Annotated in this window: 12 protein-coding genes and 1 tRNA gene; all 13 read left to right on the forward strand. The window is 61.5% G+C overall.

All coding sequences use genetic code 11. The features are described 5' to 3' along the window. Window positions 1-112 precede the first annotated feature (112 nt). The 13 genes from L810_RS28665 to fusA all read left to right on the forward strand — a co-directional run bounded on the left by L810_RS28665 (window position 113) and on the right by fusA (window position 18083). Window positions 113-188: transfer RNA gene (locus L810_RS28665), tRNA-Trp, on the forward strand. Window positions 189-231: 43 nt separating this feature from the next. Further along, window positions 232-612 (forward strand): preprotein translocase subunit SecE, encoded by a 381-nt coding sequence (secE, locus tag L810_RS28670; protein WP_006482892.1) that lies wholly within the window; start codon window positions 232-234, stop codon window positions 610-612. 1 nt (window position 613) lies between these two features. Then, the gene (gene nusG, locus L810_RS28675; RefSeq protein ID WP_006400672.1) at window positions 614-1171 is read left to right on the forward strand and encodes a transcription termination/antitermination protein NusG; all 558 of its coding nucleotides are present in this window, start codon (window positions 614-616) and stop codon (window positions 1169-1171) included. 141 nt (window positions 1172-1312) lie between these two features. Next, complete coding sequence (gene rplK, locus L810_RS28680) at window positions 1313-1744, forward strand: 50S ribosomal protein L11 (RefSeq protein ID WP_006477201.1); 432 nt, start codon at window positions 1313-1315, stop codon at window positions 1742-1744. After that, window positions 1745-2443, forward strand: a complete 699-nt coding sequence (rplA, locus tag L810_RS28685) for a 50S ribosomal protein L1 (protein WP_006482906.1) — start codon at window positions 1745-1747, stop codon at window positions 2441-2443. 309 nt (window positions 2444-2752) lie between these two features. Then, a complete protein-coding gene (rplJ, locus tag L810_RS28690; RefSeq protein WP_021161756.1) occupies window positions 2753-3250 on the forward strand; it encodes a 50S ribosomal protein L10 in 498 nt (165 codons plus the stop codon). Window positions 3251-3313: 63 nt separating this feature from the next. Continuing rightward, window positions 3314-3688: a 50S ribosomal protein L7/L12 gene (gene rplL, locus L810_RS28695; RefSeq protein ID WP_021161757.1), complete on the forward strand. Its 375-nt coding sequence runs from the start codon at window positions 3314-3316 to the stop codon at window positions 3686-3688. A gap of 377 nt (window positions 3689-4065) precedes the next feature. Continuing rightward, entirely contained in the window at window positions 4066-8172 is a 4107-nt protein-coding gene (rpoB, locus tag L810_RS28700; protein ID WP_021161758.1) for a DNA-directed RNA polymerase subunit beta, read from the forward strand. A 21-nt stretch (window positions 8173-8193) separates the two neighbouring features. Further along, on the forward strand, window positions 8194-12441 hold the full coding sequence (gene rpoC / locus L810_RS28705; RefSeq protein ID WP_021161759.1) for a DNA-directed RNA polymerase subunit beta': 4248 nt from the start codon (window positions 8194-8196) through the stop codon (window positions 12439-12441). A gap of 317 nt (window positions 12442-12758) precedes the next feature. Continuing rightward, window positions 12759-14606, forward strand: a complete 1848-nt coding sequence (gene recQ / locus L810_RS28710) for a DNA helicase RecQ (RefSeq protein WP_021161761.1) — start codon at window positions 12759-12761, stop codon at window positions 14604-14606. 227 nt (window positions 14607-14833) lie between these two features. Beyond that, window positions 14834-15214 carry a 30S ribosomal protein S12 gene (gene rpsL, locus L810_RS28715; RefSeq protein ID WP_006400662.1) on the forward strand — a complete coding sequence of 127 codons (381 nt, stop codon included), beginning with the start codon at window positions 14834-14836 and terminating at the stop codon, window positions 15212-15214. A 172-nt stretch (window positions 15215-15386) separates the two neighbouring features. Continuing rightward, on the forward strand, window positions 15387-15857 hold the full coding sequence (rpsG, locus tag L810_RS28720) for a 30S ribosomal protein S7 (RefSeq protein WP_006477195.1): 471 nt from the start codon (window positions 15387-15389) through the stop codon (window positions 15855-15857). A 123-nt stretch (window positions 15858-15980) separates the two neighbouring features. Beyond that, the gene (gene fusA / locus L810_RS28725) at window positions 15981-18083 is read left to right on the forward strand and encodes an elongation factor G (RefSeq protein ID WP_021161762.1); all 2103 of its coding nucleotides are present in this window, start codon (window positions 15981-15983) and stop codon (window positions 18081-18083) included. The last annotated feature ends 79 nt before the right edge of the window (window positions 18084-18162 follow it).

Here is an 18162-nt window from a genome sequence, read left to right on the forward strand (position 1 = left end):
GTGAAGGCGGCCGTACGGTCGGTGCTGGCGTCGTCGCCAAGATCATCGAGTAAGCCAGTTATTCGTTGATCGACAGTTTTGGGGCTGGCAACAGCCAGCCCCAGTATGGTTTAGGGGTATAGCTCAACTGGCAGAGCGTCGGTCTCCAAAACCGAAGGTTGGGGGTTCGATTCCCTCTGCCCCTGCCAAAAAATAGCCACGTGTCCTACGTGGCATTTGTTTTAAGGTGTTATGGCGAATCCATCCGTCGAAACTGTAAATACCTCCGGCGATAAGCTGATGCTGGCCCTGGGCGTATTGCTGGTCTTGGCCGGATTCGTGGGCTTCTTCTGGCTGGCCAATCAGCAGTGGTATGTCCGCGGTGCCGCGTTGGCGGTAGGGATCATCGCCGGCGTGGCCGTCGGGCTGATGTCCGCCCCTGGCAAGAGCCTCATCGCCTTTGCCAAGGATTCGTACAAGGAAGTCCGGAAGGTCGTTTGGCCCACCCGCAAAGAAGCAACGCAAACCACACTCGTCGTGTTCGGTTTCGTGCTCGTGATGGCGATTTTCCTCTGGTTGAGTGACAAATCGATCGAATGGGTGATTTTCTCGGCGATTCTGGGTTGGAAATGATATGAGCGATACTCCGGCATCCCCGAGCGGAAAGCGTTGGTACGTCGTGCACGCCTACTCCGGTATGGAGAAGAGCGTGCAACGTGCGCTTCAGGAGCGCATCGAACGTGCTGGCATGCAGGACAAATTCGGTCAGATCCTGGTTCCGACCGAAGAAGTGGTCGAAGTCAAAGGCGGCCACAAGGCAGTAACCGAGCGTCGATTCTTCCCCGGCTACGTGCTGGTGGAGATGGAAATGACGGACGAAACGTGGCACCTCGTGAAGAACACCGCGAAGGTTACCGGTTTCGTTGGCGGTGCACGTAACCGCCCGACCCCGATTTCCCCGAAGGAAGTCGAGAAGATCATGTCGCAGATGCAGGAAGGCGTCGAGAAGCCGCGCCCGAAGACCCTGTTCGAAGTCGGCGAGATGGTGCGTGTGAAGGAAGGCCCGTTCACGGACTTCAACGGCACCGTCGAAGAAGTCAACTACGAAAAATCGCGCGTGCGTGTGTCGGTCACCATCTTTGGCCGATCCACCCCGGTCGAACTCGAGTTCGGCCAGGTCGAAAAAGTTTGATCCCGATTCGGTGGGCAGCCTCGGCTGCCCACCTTCGCGCTTACGGCCCGCGTCATGGCCGTTGAGGAGCGTCAGTAGCCAGAGGCGAAAGCGCGTTATCACTCACCGAACGCCCTTCCGGCGTTCCAATGAGGTTCACAAATGGCAAAGAAGATTATCGGCTTTATCAAGCTGCAGATCCCTGCAGGTAAAGCCAACCCGTCGCCGCCGGTCGGTCCGGCACTGGGCCAGCGCGGCCTGAACATCATGGAGTTCTGCAAGGCGTTCAACGCGCAGACTCAAGGCATGGAGCCGGGTCTGCCGGTGCCGGTGGTCATCACGGCATTCGCTGACAAGAGCTTCACGTTCGTGATGAAGACGCCGCCGGCGACCGTCCTGATCAAGAAGGCGGCGAAGGTGGACAAGGGCTCGAGCAAGCCGCACACCGACAAGGTCGGTTCGATCACGCGCGCTCAAGCCGAAGAAATCGCGAAGACCAAGATGCCGGACCTTACGGCAGCTGATCTGGACGCAGCCGTTCGCACCATCGCTGGTAGCGCACGCTCGATGGGCATCACTGTGGAGGGCGTGTAAATGGCTAAGATCTCCAAGCGCCGTCAGGCATTTGCCGCCAAGGTCGATCGTCAGAAGCTGTACGCGATCGAAGACGCACTGAGCCTCGTGAAGGAATGCGCGAGCGCGAAGTTCGACGAGTCGATCGACGTCGCAGTCCAGCTCGGCATCGATGCGAAGAAGTCGGACCAGGTCGTTCGTGGTTCGGTCGTTCTGCCGGCAGGTACGGGCAAGTCGGTTCGCGTTGCCGTGTTCGCGCAAGGCGAGAAGGCCGAGCAAGCTCGTGCAGCAGGCGCGGAAATCGTCGGTATGGAAGACCTGGCCGAGCAGATCAAGGCTGGCCAGATGGACTTCGACATCGTGATCGCTTCGCCGGACACGATGCGTATCGTCGGTACGCTGGGTCAGATCCTCGGCCCGCGCGGCCTGATGCCGAACCCGAAGGTCGGTACGGTCACGCCGGACGTCGCAACCGCCGTCAAGAACGCGAAGGCTGGTCAGGTGCAATTCCGTGTCGACAAGGCCGGTATCATCCACGCGACCATCGGCCGCGCATCGTTCGAGCCGACCGCACTGCGTTCGAACCTGTCGGCGCTGATCGAAGCGCTGCAGAAGGCAAAGCCGGCAACGAGCAAGGGCGTCTACCTGCGCAAGATCGCACTGTCGAGCACGATGGGCGTCGGCGTGCGTGTCGACCAGGCTACGCTGGCAGCACAGTAAGCAAGTATTCGGGCCGCTTCGTTCGCGAAGCGGCCTACATGGGCTTTGGGCGGTTGTTCGTGCAGGCAAGGCGGGCAACCGGTTATCAAAGACCGTTGGTGGGGCGCAGCAGTCAGGTGATCCCTTAATTCAAGCCAACGCAGATGGCGAACCCGAAAAAGTTTTGCAGTGGTGAAGCCCCAGGCCGTGAAGCGATTCGCGGCATGAGGTGGAAATACTCCTAACGAGGTCGGACGCCGTTGTTGAACGAGGTACGTGAGGTTTCGGCCATGCCGGCCACGCCGAACGTATCGTTTCTGGAGGCTAACCGTGCCGCTTAATAGAGAAGACAAGCAAGCCGTCGTCGCTGAGGTTTCCGCGCAAGTCGCGAAGGCCCAGACCGTTGTGCTGGCTGAGTATCGTGGAATTGCGGTTGGCGATCTGACCAAGCTGCGCGCGAAAGCGCGCGAGCAACAGGTTTACCTGCGCGTGTTGAAGAACACGCTGGCGCGCCGCGCCGTTGAAGGTACGCCGTTTGCTCCGCTGGCAGAGCAGATGACTGGCCCGTTGATCTACGGCATCTCGGAAGATGCAATTGCTGCTGCTAAGGTCGTCAACGACTTCAGCAAGAGCAATGACAAGTTGGTCATCAAGGCTGGTTCGTTCGATGGCAAGGTGATGGACAAGGCTGGCGTGCAAGCGCTGGCAAGCATCCCGAGCCGCGAAGAACTGCTCTCGAAGCTGCTGTTCGTTATGCAATCGCCTGTTTCGGGCTTCGCGCGTGCCCTGGCCGCGCTGGCAGAGAAGAAGCAAGCGGAAGCTGCGTAATCGAACGTGCATCAGCGTCATTGATCGCTGGCTGTATCCGAATTCAATTTAGGAGTATTTCAAATGGCAATCGCAAAAGAAGACATCCTGGCAGCAGTCGAAGGGATGACCGTTCTGGAACTGAACGAACTGGTCAAGGCGTTCGAAGAGAAGTTTGGCGTGTCGGCAGCTGCAGTGGCAGTCGCTGGCCCGGCAGGCGGCGGCGCTGCTGCTGCTGCAGAAGAGAAGACCGAATTCACGGTCGTTCTGGCTGAAGCAGGCAGCAACAAGGTTGCAGTCATCAAGGCAGTTCGCGAACTGACGGGCCTGGGCCTGAAGGAAGCGAAGGACGTCGTTGACGGCGCACCGAAGGCTGTCAAGGAAGGCGTTGACAAGGCTGCTGCTGAAGAAGCCAAGAAGAAGCTGGAAGAAGCTGGCGCGAAGGTCGAAGTCAAGTAAGTTTCGGCGCGCTGTGCGAAGGCTGGCGGTATTTTCACCGCCGGCCTTTTTGTGCTTTGTGGGGACGTTATTCTGGCACTCATTCGGGAGCCCGAATAATCGGCCCCAGAAGCCAAAGAAAACCGCCTGATCGTTGTGATTGGTCACGAATGGCGGTTCTCTTTGTCTTCTGAAGCGACTGCAGAAGGCAAGTTTGGTCGGGTAGCGGGCAACACAGGCATCCGCTGCCGTCAGCCAGCGGTTGGTAGCGGCCAACCACCAAGCTTCTCGGCTCGTTCAAGCCGTCGGACGGCCATCGGGTCTCAGTCGGTGAACACTCGGGTTTGAAACGTCCAGGTATTCCGCCTCGATAGCACCCGCCGTGATTCGGAGATCGTATGCAATATTCCTTCACCGAGAAGAAGCGCATTCGCAAGAGTTTCGCGAAGCGCCCCATCGTTCACCAAGTTCCTTTCTTGCTGGCTACCCAGCTTGAATCATTCAGCACGTTTCTGCAAGCCGATGTGCCGGCCACGCAACGCAAGCCTGAAGGTTTGCAGGCCGCGTTCACATCGGTATTTCCCATTGTTTCGCACAACGGCTTTGCGCGCCTCGAGTTCGTGAGCTACGCGTTGTCCGCGCCGGCATTCAACATCAAGGAATGCCAGCAGCGCGGCCTGACGTACTGCTCCGCGCTGCGCGCGAAGGTCCGCCTTGTCATCCTCGACAAGGAATCGCCGAACAAGCCGGTCGTCAAGGAAGTGAAGGAGCAGGAAGTGTACATGGGCGAAATTCCGCTCATGACGCCGACGGGCTCGTTCGTCATCAACGGCACCGAGCGTGTCATCGTCTCGCAGCTGCACCGTTCGCCGGGCGTGTTCTTCGAACACGACAAGGGCAAGACGCACAGCTCGGGCAAGCTGCTGTTCTCGGCACGGATCATTCCGTACCGCGGCTCGTGGCTCGACTTCGAATTCGATCCGAAGGACATCCTGTACTTCCGCGTCGACCGTCGCCGCAAGATGCCGGTCACGATCCTGCTGAAGGCCATCGGCCTGACGCCGGAACAGATCCTCGCGAACTTCTTCGTGTTCGACAACTTCACGCTGATGGACGAAGGCGCACAACTCGAGTTCGTGCCCGAGCGCCTGCGTGGTGAAGTCGCGCGTTTCGACATCACGGATCGTGATGGCAAGGTCATCGTCCAGAAGGACAAGCGGATCAACGCGAAGCACATTCGCGATCTCGAAGCCGCGAAGACCAAGTTCATCTCGGTGCCGGAAGACTATCTGCTCGGCCGCGTGCTGGCGAAGAACGTCGTCGACGGCGACACCGGCGAAGTGATCGCGAGCGCGAACGACGAAGTCACGGAAAGCGTGCTCGAGAAGCTGCGCGAAGCGGGCATCAAGGACATCCAGACGCTCTACACGAACGATCTGGACCAGGGCCCGTACATCTCGTCGACGCTGCGTGTCGACGAAACGACCGACAAGACGGCCGCGCGCATCGCGATCTACCGCATGATGCGTCCGGGCGAGCCGCCGACCGAAGAAGCGGTCGAGGCGCTGTTCAACCGTCTGTTCTACAGCGAAGAAGCGTACGACCTGTCGAAGGTCGGCCGCATGAAGTTCAACCGCCGCGTCGGCCGTGACGAGATCGTCGGCCCGATGACGCTGCAGGACGACGACATCCTCGCGACGATCAAGATCCTCGTCGAGCTGCGCAACGGCAAGGGCGAAGTGGACGACATCGACCACCTCGGCAACCGTCGCGTGCGTTGCGTCGGCGAACTGGCGGAAAACCAGTTCCGCGCAGGTCTCGTGCGTGTCGAGCGCGCGGTCAAGGAACGCCTCGGCCAGGCCGAAAGCGAAAACCTGATGCCGCACGACCTGATCAACTCGAAGCCGATTTCGTCGGCGATCCGCGAGTTCTTCGGTTCGTCGCAGCTGTCGCAGTTCATGGACCAGACCAACCCGCTGTCGGAAATCACGCACAAGCGCCGTGTTTCCGCACTGGGCCCGGGCGGTCTGACGCGCGAACGCGCAGGCTTCGAAGTTCGTGACGTGCACCCGACCCACTATGGCCGCGTGTGCCCGATCGAAACGCCGGAAGGTCCGAACATCGGCCTGATCAACTCGCTCGCATTGTACGCGCACCTGAACGAGTACGGCTTCCTCGAGACGCCGTACCGCAAGGTCGTGGACAGCAAGGTGACCGACCAGATCGACTACCTGTCGGCGATCGAGGAAGGCCGTTACATGATCGCTCAGGCGAACGCCGCGATCGACGAGAACGGCACGCTGATCGACGAACTCGTGTCGTCGCGTGAAGCCGGCGAAACGATGATGGTTACGCCGGACCGTATCCAGTACATGGACGTCGCGCCGTCGCAGATCGTGTCGGTGGCAGCCTCGCTGATTCCGTTCCTCGAGCACGACGATGCGAACCGTGCACTGATGGGTTCGAACATGCAGCGTCAGGCCGTGCCGTGTCTGCGTCCGGAAAAGCCGGTCGTCGGTACGGGCATCGAGCGCACCTGCGCGGTCGACTCGGGTACGACGGTTCAGGCGTTCCGCGGCGGTGTGGTCGACTACGTCGACGCAGGCCGTATCGTGATTCGCGTGAACGACGACGAAGCGGTCGCGGGTGAAGTCGGTGTCGACATCTACAACCTGATCAAGTACACGCGTTCGAACCAGAACACGAACATCAACCAGCGTCCGATCGTGAAGATGGGCGACAAGGTCTCGCGCGGCGACGTGCTGGCCGACGGCGCCTCGACGGACCTGGGCGAGCTCGCGCTCGGCCAGAACATGCTGATCGCGTTCATGCCGTGGAACGGCTACAACTTCGAAGACTCGATCCTGATCTCGGAGAAGGTGGTTGCGGACGATCGCTACACGTCGATCCACATCGAAGAGCTGAACGTCGTTGCACGCGACACGAAGCTCGGGCCGGAAGAAATCACGCGCGACATCTCGAACCTGGCGGAAGTCCAGCTCGGCCGTCTCGACGAATCGGGCATCGTGTACATCGGTGCGGAAGTCGAAGCAGGCGACGTGCTGGTCGGCAAGGTCACGCCGAAGGGCGAGACCCAGCTGACGCCGGAAGAGAAGCTGCTGCGCGCGATCTTCGGCGAGAAGGCTTCGGACGTGAAGGACACGTCGCTGCGCGTGCCGTCGGGCATGAGCGGTACCGTGATCGACGTCCAGGTGTTCACGCGTGAAGGCATCCAGCGCGACAAGCGTGCGCAACAGATCATCGACGACGAACTGAAGCGCTACCGTCTCGACCTGAACGACCAGCTGCGCATCGTGGAAGGCGACGCGTTCCAGCGTCTCGCGCGCATGCTCGTGGGCAAGGTCGCGAACGGCGGTCCGAAGAAGCTCGCGAAGGGCACGAAGATCGACCAGGCTTACCTGGAAGACCTCGACCACTACCACTGGTTCGACATCCGCCTCGCGGACGACGAAGCAGCGGCATCGCTCGAAGCGATCAAGAACTCGATCGAAGAGAAGCGTCACCAGTTCGACCTCGCATTCGAAGAGAAGCGCAAGAAGCTCACGCAAGGCGACGAACTGCCGCCGGGCGTGCTGAAGATGGTCAAGGTGTACCTCGCGGTGAAGCGCCGTCTGCAGCCTGGCGACAAGATGGCAGGCCGTCACGGTAACAAGGGTGTCGTGTCGAAGATCGTCCCGATCGAAGACATGCCGTACATGGCCGACGGCCGTCCGGCAGACGTCGTGCTGAACCCGCTGGGCGTTCCGTCGCGGATGAACGTGGGTCAGGTTCTGGAAGTGCACCTCGGCTGGGCCGCGAAGGGCCTCGGCTGGCGTATCGGCGAAATGCTGCAGCGTCAGGCGAAGATCGAGGAACTGCGCGTGTTCCTGACGAAGATCTACAACGAGTCGGGCCGCCAGGAAGACCTGGAAAGCTTCACCGACGACGAGATCCTCGAACTCGCGAAGAACCTGCGCGAAGGCGTGCCGTTCGCGACGCCGGTGTTCGACGGTGCGACCGAGGAAGAAATGGGCAAGATGCTCGACCTCGCGTTCCCGGACGACATCGCTGAACAGCTCGGCATGAACCCGTCGAAGAACCAGGTCCGTCTGTACGACGGCCGCACGGGTGAAATGTTCGAGCGTCGCGTGACGCTGGGCTACATGCACTACCTGAAGCTGCACCACTTGGTCGACGACAAGATGCACGCGCGTTCGACCGGCCCGTACTCGCTCGTCACGCAGCAGCCGCTGGGTGGTAAGGCGCAGTTCGGTGGCCAGCGTTTCGGTGAAATGGAAGTGTGGGCACTCGAAGCGTACGGCGCGTCCTACGTGCTGCAGGAAATGCTGACGGTGAAGTCGGATGACGTGACCGGCCGGACGAAGGTGTACGAAAACCTCGTCAAGGGCGACCACGTGATCGATGCAGGCATGCCGGAATCCTTCAACGTGCTCGTGAAGGAAATCCGCTCGCTCGGTATCGACATCGATCTCGACCGCAATTAATCGGACTACGGAGAGAAAGCAATGAAAGCTCTGCTCGATCTATTCAAGCAAGTCCAACAGGAAGAAGTTTTCGACGCGATCAAGATCGGTCTGGCTTCGCCTGACAAGATCCGTTCGTGGTCGTTCGGCGAAGTGAAGAAGCCGGAGACCATCAACTACCGTACGTTCAAGCCGGAACGCGATGGTCTCTTCTGCGCGAAGATCTTCGGGCCGATCAAGGACTACGAGTGCCTGTGCGGCAAGTACAAGCGCCTGAAGCACCGCGGCGTGATCTGCGAGAAGTGCGGCGTCGAAGTGACGCTGGCGAAGGTGCGTCGCGAACGGATGGGCCACATCGAGCTGGCCTCGCCGGTCGCACACATCTGGTTCCTGAAGTCGCTGCCGTCGCGTCTGGGCATGGTGCTCGACATGACGCTGCGCGACATCGAACGCGTGCTGTACTTCGAAGCATACGTGGTGATCGAACCGGGCATGACGCCGCTGAAGGCGCGGCAGATCATGACCGAAGAGGATTACTACAACAAGGTCGAGGAATACGGCGACGAATTCCGTGCCGAAATGGGCGCGGAAGGCGTGCGTGAACTGCTGCGCGCGATCAACATCGACGAGCAGGTCGAGACGCTGCGCACCGAGCTGAAGAACACCGGCTCGGAAGCGAAGATCAAGAAGTACGCGAAGCGCCTGAAGGTCCTCGAGGCATTCCAGCGCTCGGGCATCAAGCCCGAGTGGATGATCCTCGAAGTGCTGCCGGTGCTGCCGCCGGAACTGCGTCCGCTCGTGCCGCTGGACGGCGGCCGTTTCGCGACGTCGGACCTGAACGACCTGTACCGCCGCGTGATCAACCGTAACAACCGGTTGAAGCGTCTGCTCGAGCTGAAGGCACCTGAAATCATCGTCCGCAACGAAAAGCGGATGCTGCAGGAAGCCGTCGACTCGCTGCTCGACAACGGTCGTCGCGGCAAGGCGATGACGGGCGCGAACAAGCGTCCGCTGAAGTCGCTCGCCGACATGATCAAGGGCAAGGGCGGTCGTTTCCGTCAGAACCTGCTGGGCAAGCGCGTCGACTACTCGGGCCGTTCGGTCATCGTGGTCGGCCCGACGCTGAAGCTGCACCAGTGCGGTCTGCCGAAGCTGATGGCGCTCGAGCTGTTCAAGCCGTTCATCTTCAACAAGCTGGAAGTGATGGGCGTCGCGACGACCATCAAGGCTGCGAAGAAGGAAGTCGAGAACCAGACGCCGGTGGTGTGGGACATCCTCGAAGAGGTGATCCGCGAGCACCCGGTGATGCTGAACCGTGCGCCGACGCTGCACCGTCTCGGTATCCAGGCGTTCGAGCCGGTGCTGATCGAAGGCAAGGCAATTCAGCTGCACCCGCTCGTCTGCGCGGCGTTCAACGCCGACTTCGACGGTGACCAGATGGCCGTTCACGTGCCGCTGTCGCTCGAAGCGCAGATGGAAGCGCGTACGCTGATGCTGGCGTCGAACAACGTGCTGTTCCCGGCCAACGGCGATCCGTCGATCGTGCCGTCGCAGGATATCGTGCTGGGTCTGTACTACGCGACCCGCGAAGCGGTCAACGGCAAGGGCGAAGGCCTGTCGTTCACGGGCGTGTCGGAAGTGATCCGCGCGTACGAGAACAAGGAAGTCGAGCTGGCCTCGCGCGTCAACGTGCGGATCACCGAAATGGTCCACAACGAAGACACGTCGGAAGGCGCGCCGCCGTTCGTGCCGAAGATCTCGCTGTATGCGACGACCGTCGGCCGCGCGATCCTGTCGGAGATCCTGCCGCACGGCCTGCCGTTCTCGGTGCTGAACAAGCCGCTGAAGAAGAAGGAAATCTCGCGCCTGATCAACACGGCGTTCCGCAAGTGCGGTCTGCGCGCGACGGTGGTGTTTGCCGACCAGCTGATGCAGTCGGGTTTCCGTCTCGCGACGCGTGCCGGCATTTCGATCTGCGTGGACGACATGCTCGTGCCGCCGCAGAAGGAAACGATCGTCGGCGACGCCGCGAAGAAGGTGAAGGAGTACGACCGCCAGTACATGTCGGGTCTCGTCACCGCGCAGGAACGCTACAACAACGTGGTCGACATCTGGTCGGCAACGTCGGAAGCGGTCGGCAAGGCGATGATGGAGCAGCTGTCGACGGAGCCGGTGACGGACCGCGACGGCAACGAGACGCGCCAGGAGTCGTTCAACTCGATCTACATGATGGCCGACTCGGGCGCCCGGGGTTCGGCGGTTCAGATTCGTCAGCTGGCCGGTATGCGTGGCCTGATGGCGAAGCCGGACGGCTCGATTATCGAGACGCCGATTACCGCGAACTTCCGCGAAGGTCTGAACGTGTTGCAGTACTTCATCTCGACCCACGGTGCACGTAAGGGTCTGGCTGATACGGCACTGAAGACCGCGAACTCGGGTTACCTGACGCGTCGTCTCGTCGACGTCACGCAGGATCTGGTCGTCGTGGAAGACGATTGCGGCACGTCGAACGGCGTGGCGATGAAGGCACTCGTCGAAGGCGGTGAAGTCGTCGAGGCGCTGCGCGACCGGATCCTCGGCCGCGTTGCGGTTGCGGACGTCGTGAACCCGGAAACGCAGGAAACGGTGTACGAATCGGGCACGCTGCTCGACGAAACGGCGGTCGAGGAAATCGAACGCCTCGGCATCGACGAAGTGCGCGTGCGCACGCCGCTGACCTGCGAAACGCGCTACGGTCTGTGTGCGTCGTGCTACGGCCGTGACCTCGGCCGCGGCTCGCTCGTGAACGTCGGCGAAGCAGTCGGCGTGATCGCGGCACAGTCGATCGGTGAACCGGGCACGCAGCTGACGATGCGTACGTTCCACATCGGTGGTGCGGCATCGCGTGCGGCAGTGGCTTCGTCGGTCGAAGCGAAGAGCAACGGTATCGTCCGCTTCACGGCGACGATGCGTTACGTCACGAACGCGAAGGGCGAGCAGATCGTCATTTCCCGTTCGGGCGAAGCGATGATCACCGACGATTTCGGTCGCGAGCGCGAGCGTCACAAAGTGCCGTACGGCGCGACGCTGCTGCAACTCGACGGCGCGACGATCAAGGCAGGCACGCAGCTCGCCACGTGGGATCCGCTGACGCGTCCGATCATCACCGAGTACGGTGGTACGGTGAAGTTCGAGAACGTAGAGGAAGGCGTGACCGTCGCGAAGCAGATTGACGACGTGACCGGCCTGTCGACGCTGGTCGTGATCGACGTGAAGCGTCGTGGTTCGCAGGCTTCGAAGAGCGTGCGTCCGCAGGTCAAGCTGCTCGACGCGAACGGCGACGAAGTGAAGATTCCGGGCACGGAGCACGCGGTGCAGATCGGCTTCCAGGTCGGCGCACTGATCACCGTGAAGGATGGTCAGCAGGTGCAGGTCGGTGAAGTGCTCGCACGTATCCCGACGGAAGCGCAGAAGACGCGTGACATTACCGGCGGTCTGCCGCGGGTGGCGGAACTGTTCGAAGCGCGTTCGCCGAAGGATGCCGGCATTCTCGCGGAAGTCACCGGTACGACGTCGTTCGGTAAGGACACGAAGGGCAAGCAGCGTCTCGTCATCACGGATCTCGAGGGCAACCAGCACGAGTTCCTGATCGCGAAGGAAAAGCAGGTTCTGGTTCACGATGCACAGGTCGTCAACAAGGGCGAAATGATCGTGGACGGTCCGGCCGATCCGCACGACATCCTGCGTCTGCAGGGTATCGAGGCGCTGTCGCGCTACATCGTCGACGAAGTGCAGGACGTGTATCGTCTGCAGGGCGTGAAGATCAACGACAAGCACATCGAGGTGATCGTTCGCCAGATGCTGCGTCGTGTGCAGATCACCGACAACGGCGATACGCGCTTCATCCCAGGCGAACAGGTCGAGCGTTCCGACATGCTGGACGAGAACGATCGCATGATCGCCGAGGACAAGCGTCCGGCTTCGTACGACAACGTGCTGCTCGGTATCACGAAGGCATCGCTGTCGACCGACTCGTTCATCTCCGCGGCATCGTTCCAGGAAACGACCCGCGTGCTGACCGAAGCGGCGATCATGGGCAAGCGCGACGATCTGCGCGGCCTGAAGGAAAACGTGATCGTCGGCCGCCTGATCCCGGCCGGTACGGGTCTCGCGTTCCACAAGGCACGTAAGGCGAAGGAATCGTCGGATCGCGAGCGTTTCGACCAGATCGCAGCGGAAGAGGCGTTCGATTTCGGCACGCCGAGCACGCCGGCTGCGGAAGAGCCGCAACAGCACCCGGCAGCCGAGTAAGCGCGGGCGGCGCGAGCCGCCTTGCCTCACCACGCTGTCACCGAGACCGCCCGGTTTTGCCGGGCGGTTTTTTTTCATCTGTCGTTCGCGTGCATGACGCGCCTGTGCCGTGCCGGCCTCGCTTGCTCGCGACGGACGTGCGGCCTGGCTGCAAGCGCCGCCGAAGCCGTCGCAATCACTTGCGGCGCGGTCGTGGCAGGCTCGTCATGCACGCGAACGAACCCTGGCCGAATGGCCAAAACCGCACGATTCGCCCCGCGTCCCGCGAGCGGGTTGTTAAAATTGCGGTCATCGTCCAGCCGTCCCCGTCCTCTTCCATGTCCCGCGCCCTCGAAATCCTCGACGAAGTATTTGGTTATCCCGCTTTTCGCGGCCAGCAGGGCGAAATCGTCGAACACGTCGCCGGCGGCGGCGATTGTCTCGTGCTGATGCCGACCGGCGGCGGCAAGTCGCTGTGCTATCAGATTCCGGCGCTGCTGCGTCGCGAGGCCGGACAGGGTGCCGGTATCGTCGTGTCGCCGCTGATCGCGCTGATGCAGGACCAGGTCGCCGCACTGAGCGAAGTGGGCGTGCGCGCGGCGTACCTGAACTCGACACTGTCGGGTGCCGAGGCCGCGGCGACCGAGCGGGCGCTGCGTGAAGGCGAAATTGACCTGCTGTATGTCGCGCCCGAACGGCTGATGACGGGGCGCTTCCTCGACCTGCTCGAGCGCGCGAAGATCGGCCTGTTCGCGATCGACGAAGCGCACTGCGTGTCGCAATGGGGGCACGATTTCCGCCCGGAATACATCCAGCTGTCGGTGTTGCACGAGCGATTTCCGTCGGTGCCGCGCATCGCATTGACCGCGACGGCCGATGCGATCACGCGCGACGAGATCATCCACCGTCTCGCGCTCGACGACGCGCGCGTGTTCGTGTCGAGCTTCGACCGTCCGAACATCCGCTACCGGATCGTCGAAAAGGACAACGCGCGATCGCAGCTGCTCGATTTCATCCGCGCCGAACACACGAATGCCGACGGCACGACGGATGCGGGTGTCGTCTATTGCCTGTCGCGTCGCAAGGTCGAGGAAACGGCCGAATGGCTGAAGGCGCAAGGCGTGCGTGCGCTGCCGTATCACGCGGGGATGGAGTTCGAGGTGCGGCAGAAGCACCAGGAAATGTTCCAGCGCGAGGAAGGCATCGTGATGTGTGCGACGATCGCGTTCGGCATGGGCATCGACAAGCCGGACGTGCGCTTCGTCGCGCATCTGGATCTGCCGAAGAGCGTCGAAGGCTACTACCAGGAAACGGGCCGCGCCGGCCGCGACGGGATGCCCGCGAATGCGTGGATGGCTTATGGGCTCGGCGACGTCGTCCAGCAGCGCAAGATGATCGACGAATCGGATGCGGACGACGCGCACAAGCGTGTCCAGACGTCGAAGCTCGACGCGCTGCTCGGGCTGTGCGAGACGATCTCGTGCCGCCGCGTGCGGCTGCTGAACTACTTCGGCGAGGAGAGCAAGCCGTGCGGCAACTGCGATACGTGCCTCGAGCCGCCCGCGTCATGGGACGCGACGCGTGAGGCGCAGATGGCGCTGTCGTGCGTGTTCCGCGCGCAGCGCGCGAGCGGCTTCAATTTCGGCTCGAGCCACCTGATCGAGATCCTGCGCGGCGGGCGCACCGAGAAGGTGTTGCAGCGGGGCCACGACCAGCTGACGACGTTCGGGATCGGCGCGTCGCTGTCGGAGCCCGAGTGGCGCGCGATATTTCGGCAGCTCGTCGCGTACGGCTACCTGGCGGTCGATCACGGCGGCTTCGGTGCGCTCGTGCTGACCGAGGCCGCGAAGCCGGTGTTGAAGAACGAGGAGAAGGTCACGCTGCGCCGCTATGTGAAGCCGCAGCGCACGCGCCAGTCGTCGGGCCGCAGCGGCACGCGCGTCGACCCGACCGCCGGCATGGGCACGCGCGAGCGCGCAAGGTGGGATGCGCTGCGCGCGTGGCGCGCGGAAACGGCGAAGACGGACGGCGTGCCGGCCTATGTGATCTTCCACGACGCGACGCTCGCCGAGATCGCACGCAACGCGCCGGAGACGATCGACGACCTGCGCCATATCCCCGGCATGGGGGTGCGCAAGCTGGAGCGCTTCGGCGACGAGATCATCGACGTCGTCGAGTCTGCCTGACACAGGCGTTCCGACCCTTCCGGTAAACCACGCGTCCGGCCGACGAATCACGCAAGCCGTTGACTTAGTTGGTATTTCCGGAATATGATGCTGGGTTCCGGTATTCGGTGGGCCGAGTTGCGTTCGAAAGCTCGCACCCGTTTCGCCGGTTCGGAAGTCAACTGTGCGCCGATTCTCGCTTTGCCCGAAATCGATGTGCAGATTTTGTTCAATTTCAGGAATAAACAATGCCAACCATCAACCAACTGGTTCGCAAAGGCCGTCAGTCGGAAACGACGAAGAGCAAGAGCCCGGCCCTGCAGGACTGCCCCCAGCGTCGCGGCGTGTGCACCCGTGTGTACACGACGACGCCGAAGAAGCCGAACTCGGCACTCCGTAAGGTCGCCAAGGTTCGTCTGACGAACGGCTTCGAAGTGATTTCGTACATCGGCGGTGAAGGCCACAACCTGCAGGAACACTCGGTTGTGCTGATCCGCGGCGGCCGTGTGAAGGACTTGCCGGGTGTGCGTTACCACATGGTTCGCGGCTCGCTGGATACCCAGGGCGTCAAGGACCGTAAGCAAGCGCGCTCGAAGTACGGCGCGAAGCGTGCAAAGGCTGCCAAGTAAGCAGTTTTTGATCAGGGATCGCCGCAGGGCGGTCAAGGCGGGAGTGCCGGATTGCCGGTGCTGTCGAGTAAGTGGTCACCCGGCCAAGCTGGTTAGTCGTGAAGATGTGATCGGGTTTGTTGGTGGCCGCGGAGCTGGAACCAGCTCCAACTGAACAAGTAAAGGAAGAATCATGCCGCGTCGTCGCGAAGTCCCCAAGCGGGAAGTGTTGCCGGATCCGAAGTTCGGTAACGTTGATGTAGCCAAGTTCATGAACATGCTGATGCTGTCCGGCAAGAAGTCGGTCGCAGAGCGCATCGTTTATGGCGCATTCGAACAGATCCAGACCAAGGGTGGCAAGGACCCGCTGGAAGTGTTCACGGTTGCGCTCAACAACGTCAAGCCGGTGGTCGAAGTGAAGAGCCGTCGCGTTGGTGGTGCCAACTATCAAGTTCCGGTCGAAGTGCGCCCGTCGCGTCGTATGGCATTGGCGATGCGCTGGCTGCGTGAGGCTGCGAAGAAGCGCAGCGAGAAGTCGATGGCTCTGCGTCTGGCAGGTGAACTCTCCGAAGCGGCCGAAGGCCGTGGCGGCGCGATGAAGAAGCGCGATGAAGTTCACCGCATGGCAGAAGCCAACCGCGCGTTCTCGCATTTCCGTTTCTAAGCGCCTGGCTGGGCTGTTTGCGGAAATAAATTCCGGGCGGGTGCGCTTTTCAGGCGCCTCGCCCGTTTGTGTTGAAGCATGATGCAGCAGGGCTGCATCGTGTCATCCCAGTAGAGGATCAAAGTGGCTCGCAAGACTCCTATCGAGCGCTACCGCAATATCGGTATTAGCGCTCACATCGACGCCGGCAAAACGACGACGACCGAGCGCATTCTGTTTTACACCGGTGTGAACCACAAGATCGGTGAAGTCCACGACGGCGCAGCCACGATGGACTGGATGGAGCAGGAACAGGAGCGTGGCATCACGATCACGTCCGCTGCTACCACGGCCTTCTGGAAGGGCATGGGCGGCAACTATCCGGAACACCGCATCAACATCATCGACACCCCGGGCCACGTCGACTTCACGATCGAAGTGGAGCGTTCGATGCGCGTGCTCGACGGCGCGTGCATGGTGTACTGCGCAGTGGGCGGCGTGCAGCCGCAGTCGGAAACGGTGTGGCGCCAGGCTAACAAGTACAAGGTGCCGCGTCTTGCGTTCGTCAACAAGATGGACCGTACCGGCGCGAACTTCTTCAAGGTCTACGACCAGCTCCGTCTGCGCCTGAAGGCGAACCCGGTTCCGGTCGTGGTGCCGATCGGCGCGGAAGAAAACTTCAAGGGCGTCGTCGACCTGATCAAGATGAAGGCGATCATTTGGGACGAAGCGTCGCAAGGCACGAAGTTCGACTACGTCGACATCCCGGCCGAGCTCGCAGAGACCTGCAAGGAATGGCGCGAAAAGATGGTCGAAGTGGCTGCTGAAGCCAGCGAAGACCTGATGAACAAGTACCTGGAAGAAGGCGATCTGCCGGAAGCCGACATCGTCAAGGCGCTGCGTGATCGTACGATCGCGTGCGAAATCCAGCCGATGCTGTGCGGTACCGCGTTCAAGAACAAGGGCGTGCAGCGTATGCTCGACGCCGTGATCGACTTCCTGCCGTCGCCGGTCGACATCCCGCCGGTCAAGGGCGAGCTCGAAAACGGTGAAGAAGCTGAGCGCAAGGCGTCGGACGACGAGAAGTTCTCGTCGCTCGCGTTCAAGATCATGACCGACCCGTTCGTCGGCCAGCTGATCTTCTTCCGTGTGTACTCGGGCGTCGTCAACTCGGGCGACACGCTGCTGAACTCGACCAAGGGCAAGAAGGAACGCCTCGGCCGTATTCTGCAGATGCACGCGAACCAGCGTGAAGAAATCAAGGAAGTCCGTGCAGGCGACATCGCTGCTGCGGTCGGCCTGAAGGAAGCGACCACCGGCGACACGCTGTGCGATCCGGCAAACCCGATCGTGCTCGAGCGCATGGTGTTCCCGGAGCCGGTGATTTCGCAGGCTGTCGAGCCGAAGACCAAGGCTGACCAGGAAAAGATGGGCCTGGCGCTGAACCGTCTGGCACAGGAAGATCCGTCGTTCCGCGTGCAGACCGACGAAGAGTCGGGCCAGACCATCATTTCGGGCATGGGCGAGCTCCACCTCGAAATTCTGGTCGACCGGATGAAGCGTGAATTCGGCGTGGAAGCGACCGTCGGCAAGCCGCAGGTTGCATACCGCGAAACGATCCGTTCGACGGCGAAGGACGTCGACGGCAAGTTCGTCAAGCAGTCGGGTGGTCGCGGCCAGTACGGTCACGCGGTCATCACGCTCGAGCCGAACGAACAAGGCAAGGGCTACGAGTTCTTCGACGAGATCAAGGGTGGTGTGATTCCGCGTGAATACATCCCGGCGGTCGACAAGGGTATCCAGGACACGCTGAAGTCGGGCGTGCTGGCCGGCTTCCCGGTCGTCGACGTGAAGGTTCACCTGACGTTCGGTTCGTACCACGACGTTGACTCGAACGAAAACGCGTTCCGCATGGCCGGTTCGATGGCGTTCAAGGAAGCAATGCGCAAGGCGAACCCGGTCGTCCTCGAGCCGATGATGGCTGTCGAAGTCGAGACGCCGGAAGACTACATGGGCAACGTGATGGGCGACCTGTCGGGCCGTCGCGGTATCGTCCAGGGCATGGAAGACATGGTTGGCGGCGGCAAGATCGTGCGCGCCGAAGTGCCGCTGTCGGAAATGTTCGGCTATTCGACGTCGCTGCGCTCGCTGACGCAAGGTCGTGCAACGTACACGATGGAGTTCAAGCACTACGCTGAAGCTCCGCGCAACGTTGCTGATGCGATCATCAGCGCGAAGTCGAAGTAATTCGCTATCTCAATCGATAATTTTTGAAAGAAGAGAATCATGGCAAAAGGTAAATTCGAGCGGACCAAGCCGCACGTGA

This window comes from Burkholderia sp. AU4i (assembly GCF_000466765.1).
GTDB lineage: Bacteria > Pseudomonadota > Gammaproteobacteria > Burkholderiales > Burkholderiaceae > Burkholderia > Burkholderia cepacia.

Coding starts and splice junctions, on each gene's coding strand:
- secE (WP_006482892.1), top strand. CDS start 232: ATGGCGAATCCATCCGTCGAAACTGTAAATACCTCCGGCGATAAGCTG.
- nusG (WP_006400672.1), top strand. CDS start 614: ATGAGCGATACTCCGGCATCCCCGAGCGGAAAGCGTTGGTACGTCGTG.
- rplK (WP_006477201.1), top strand. CDS start 1,313: ATGGCAAAGAAGATTATCGGCTTTATCAAGCTGCAGATCCCTGCAGGT.
- rplA (WP_006482906.1), top strand. CDS start 1,745: ATGGCTAAGATCTCCAAGCGCCGTCAGGCATTTGCCGCCAAGGTCGAT.
- rplL (WP_021161757.1), top strand. CDS start 3,314: ATGGCAATCGCAAAAGAAGACATCCTGGCAGCAGTCGAAGGGATGACC.
- rpoB (WP_021161758.1), top strand. CDS start 4,066: ATGCAATATTCCTTCACCGAGAAGAAGCGCATTCGCAAGAGTTTCGCG.
- rpoC (WP_021161759.1), top strand. CDS start 8,194: ATGAAAGCTCTGCTCGATCTATTCAAGCAAGTCCAACAGGAAGAAGTT.
- recQ (WP_021161761.1), top strand. CDS start 12,759: ATGTCCCGCGCCCTCGAAATCCTCGACGAAGTATTTGGTTATCCCGCT.
- rpsL (WP_006400662.1), top strand. CDS start 14,834: ATGCCAACCATCAACCAACTGGTTCGCAAAGGCCGTCAGTCGGAAACG.
- rpsG (WP_006477195.1), top strand. CDS start 15,387: ATGCCGCGTCGTCGCGAAGTCCCCAAGCGGGAAGTGTTGCCGGATCCG.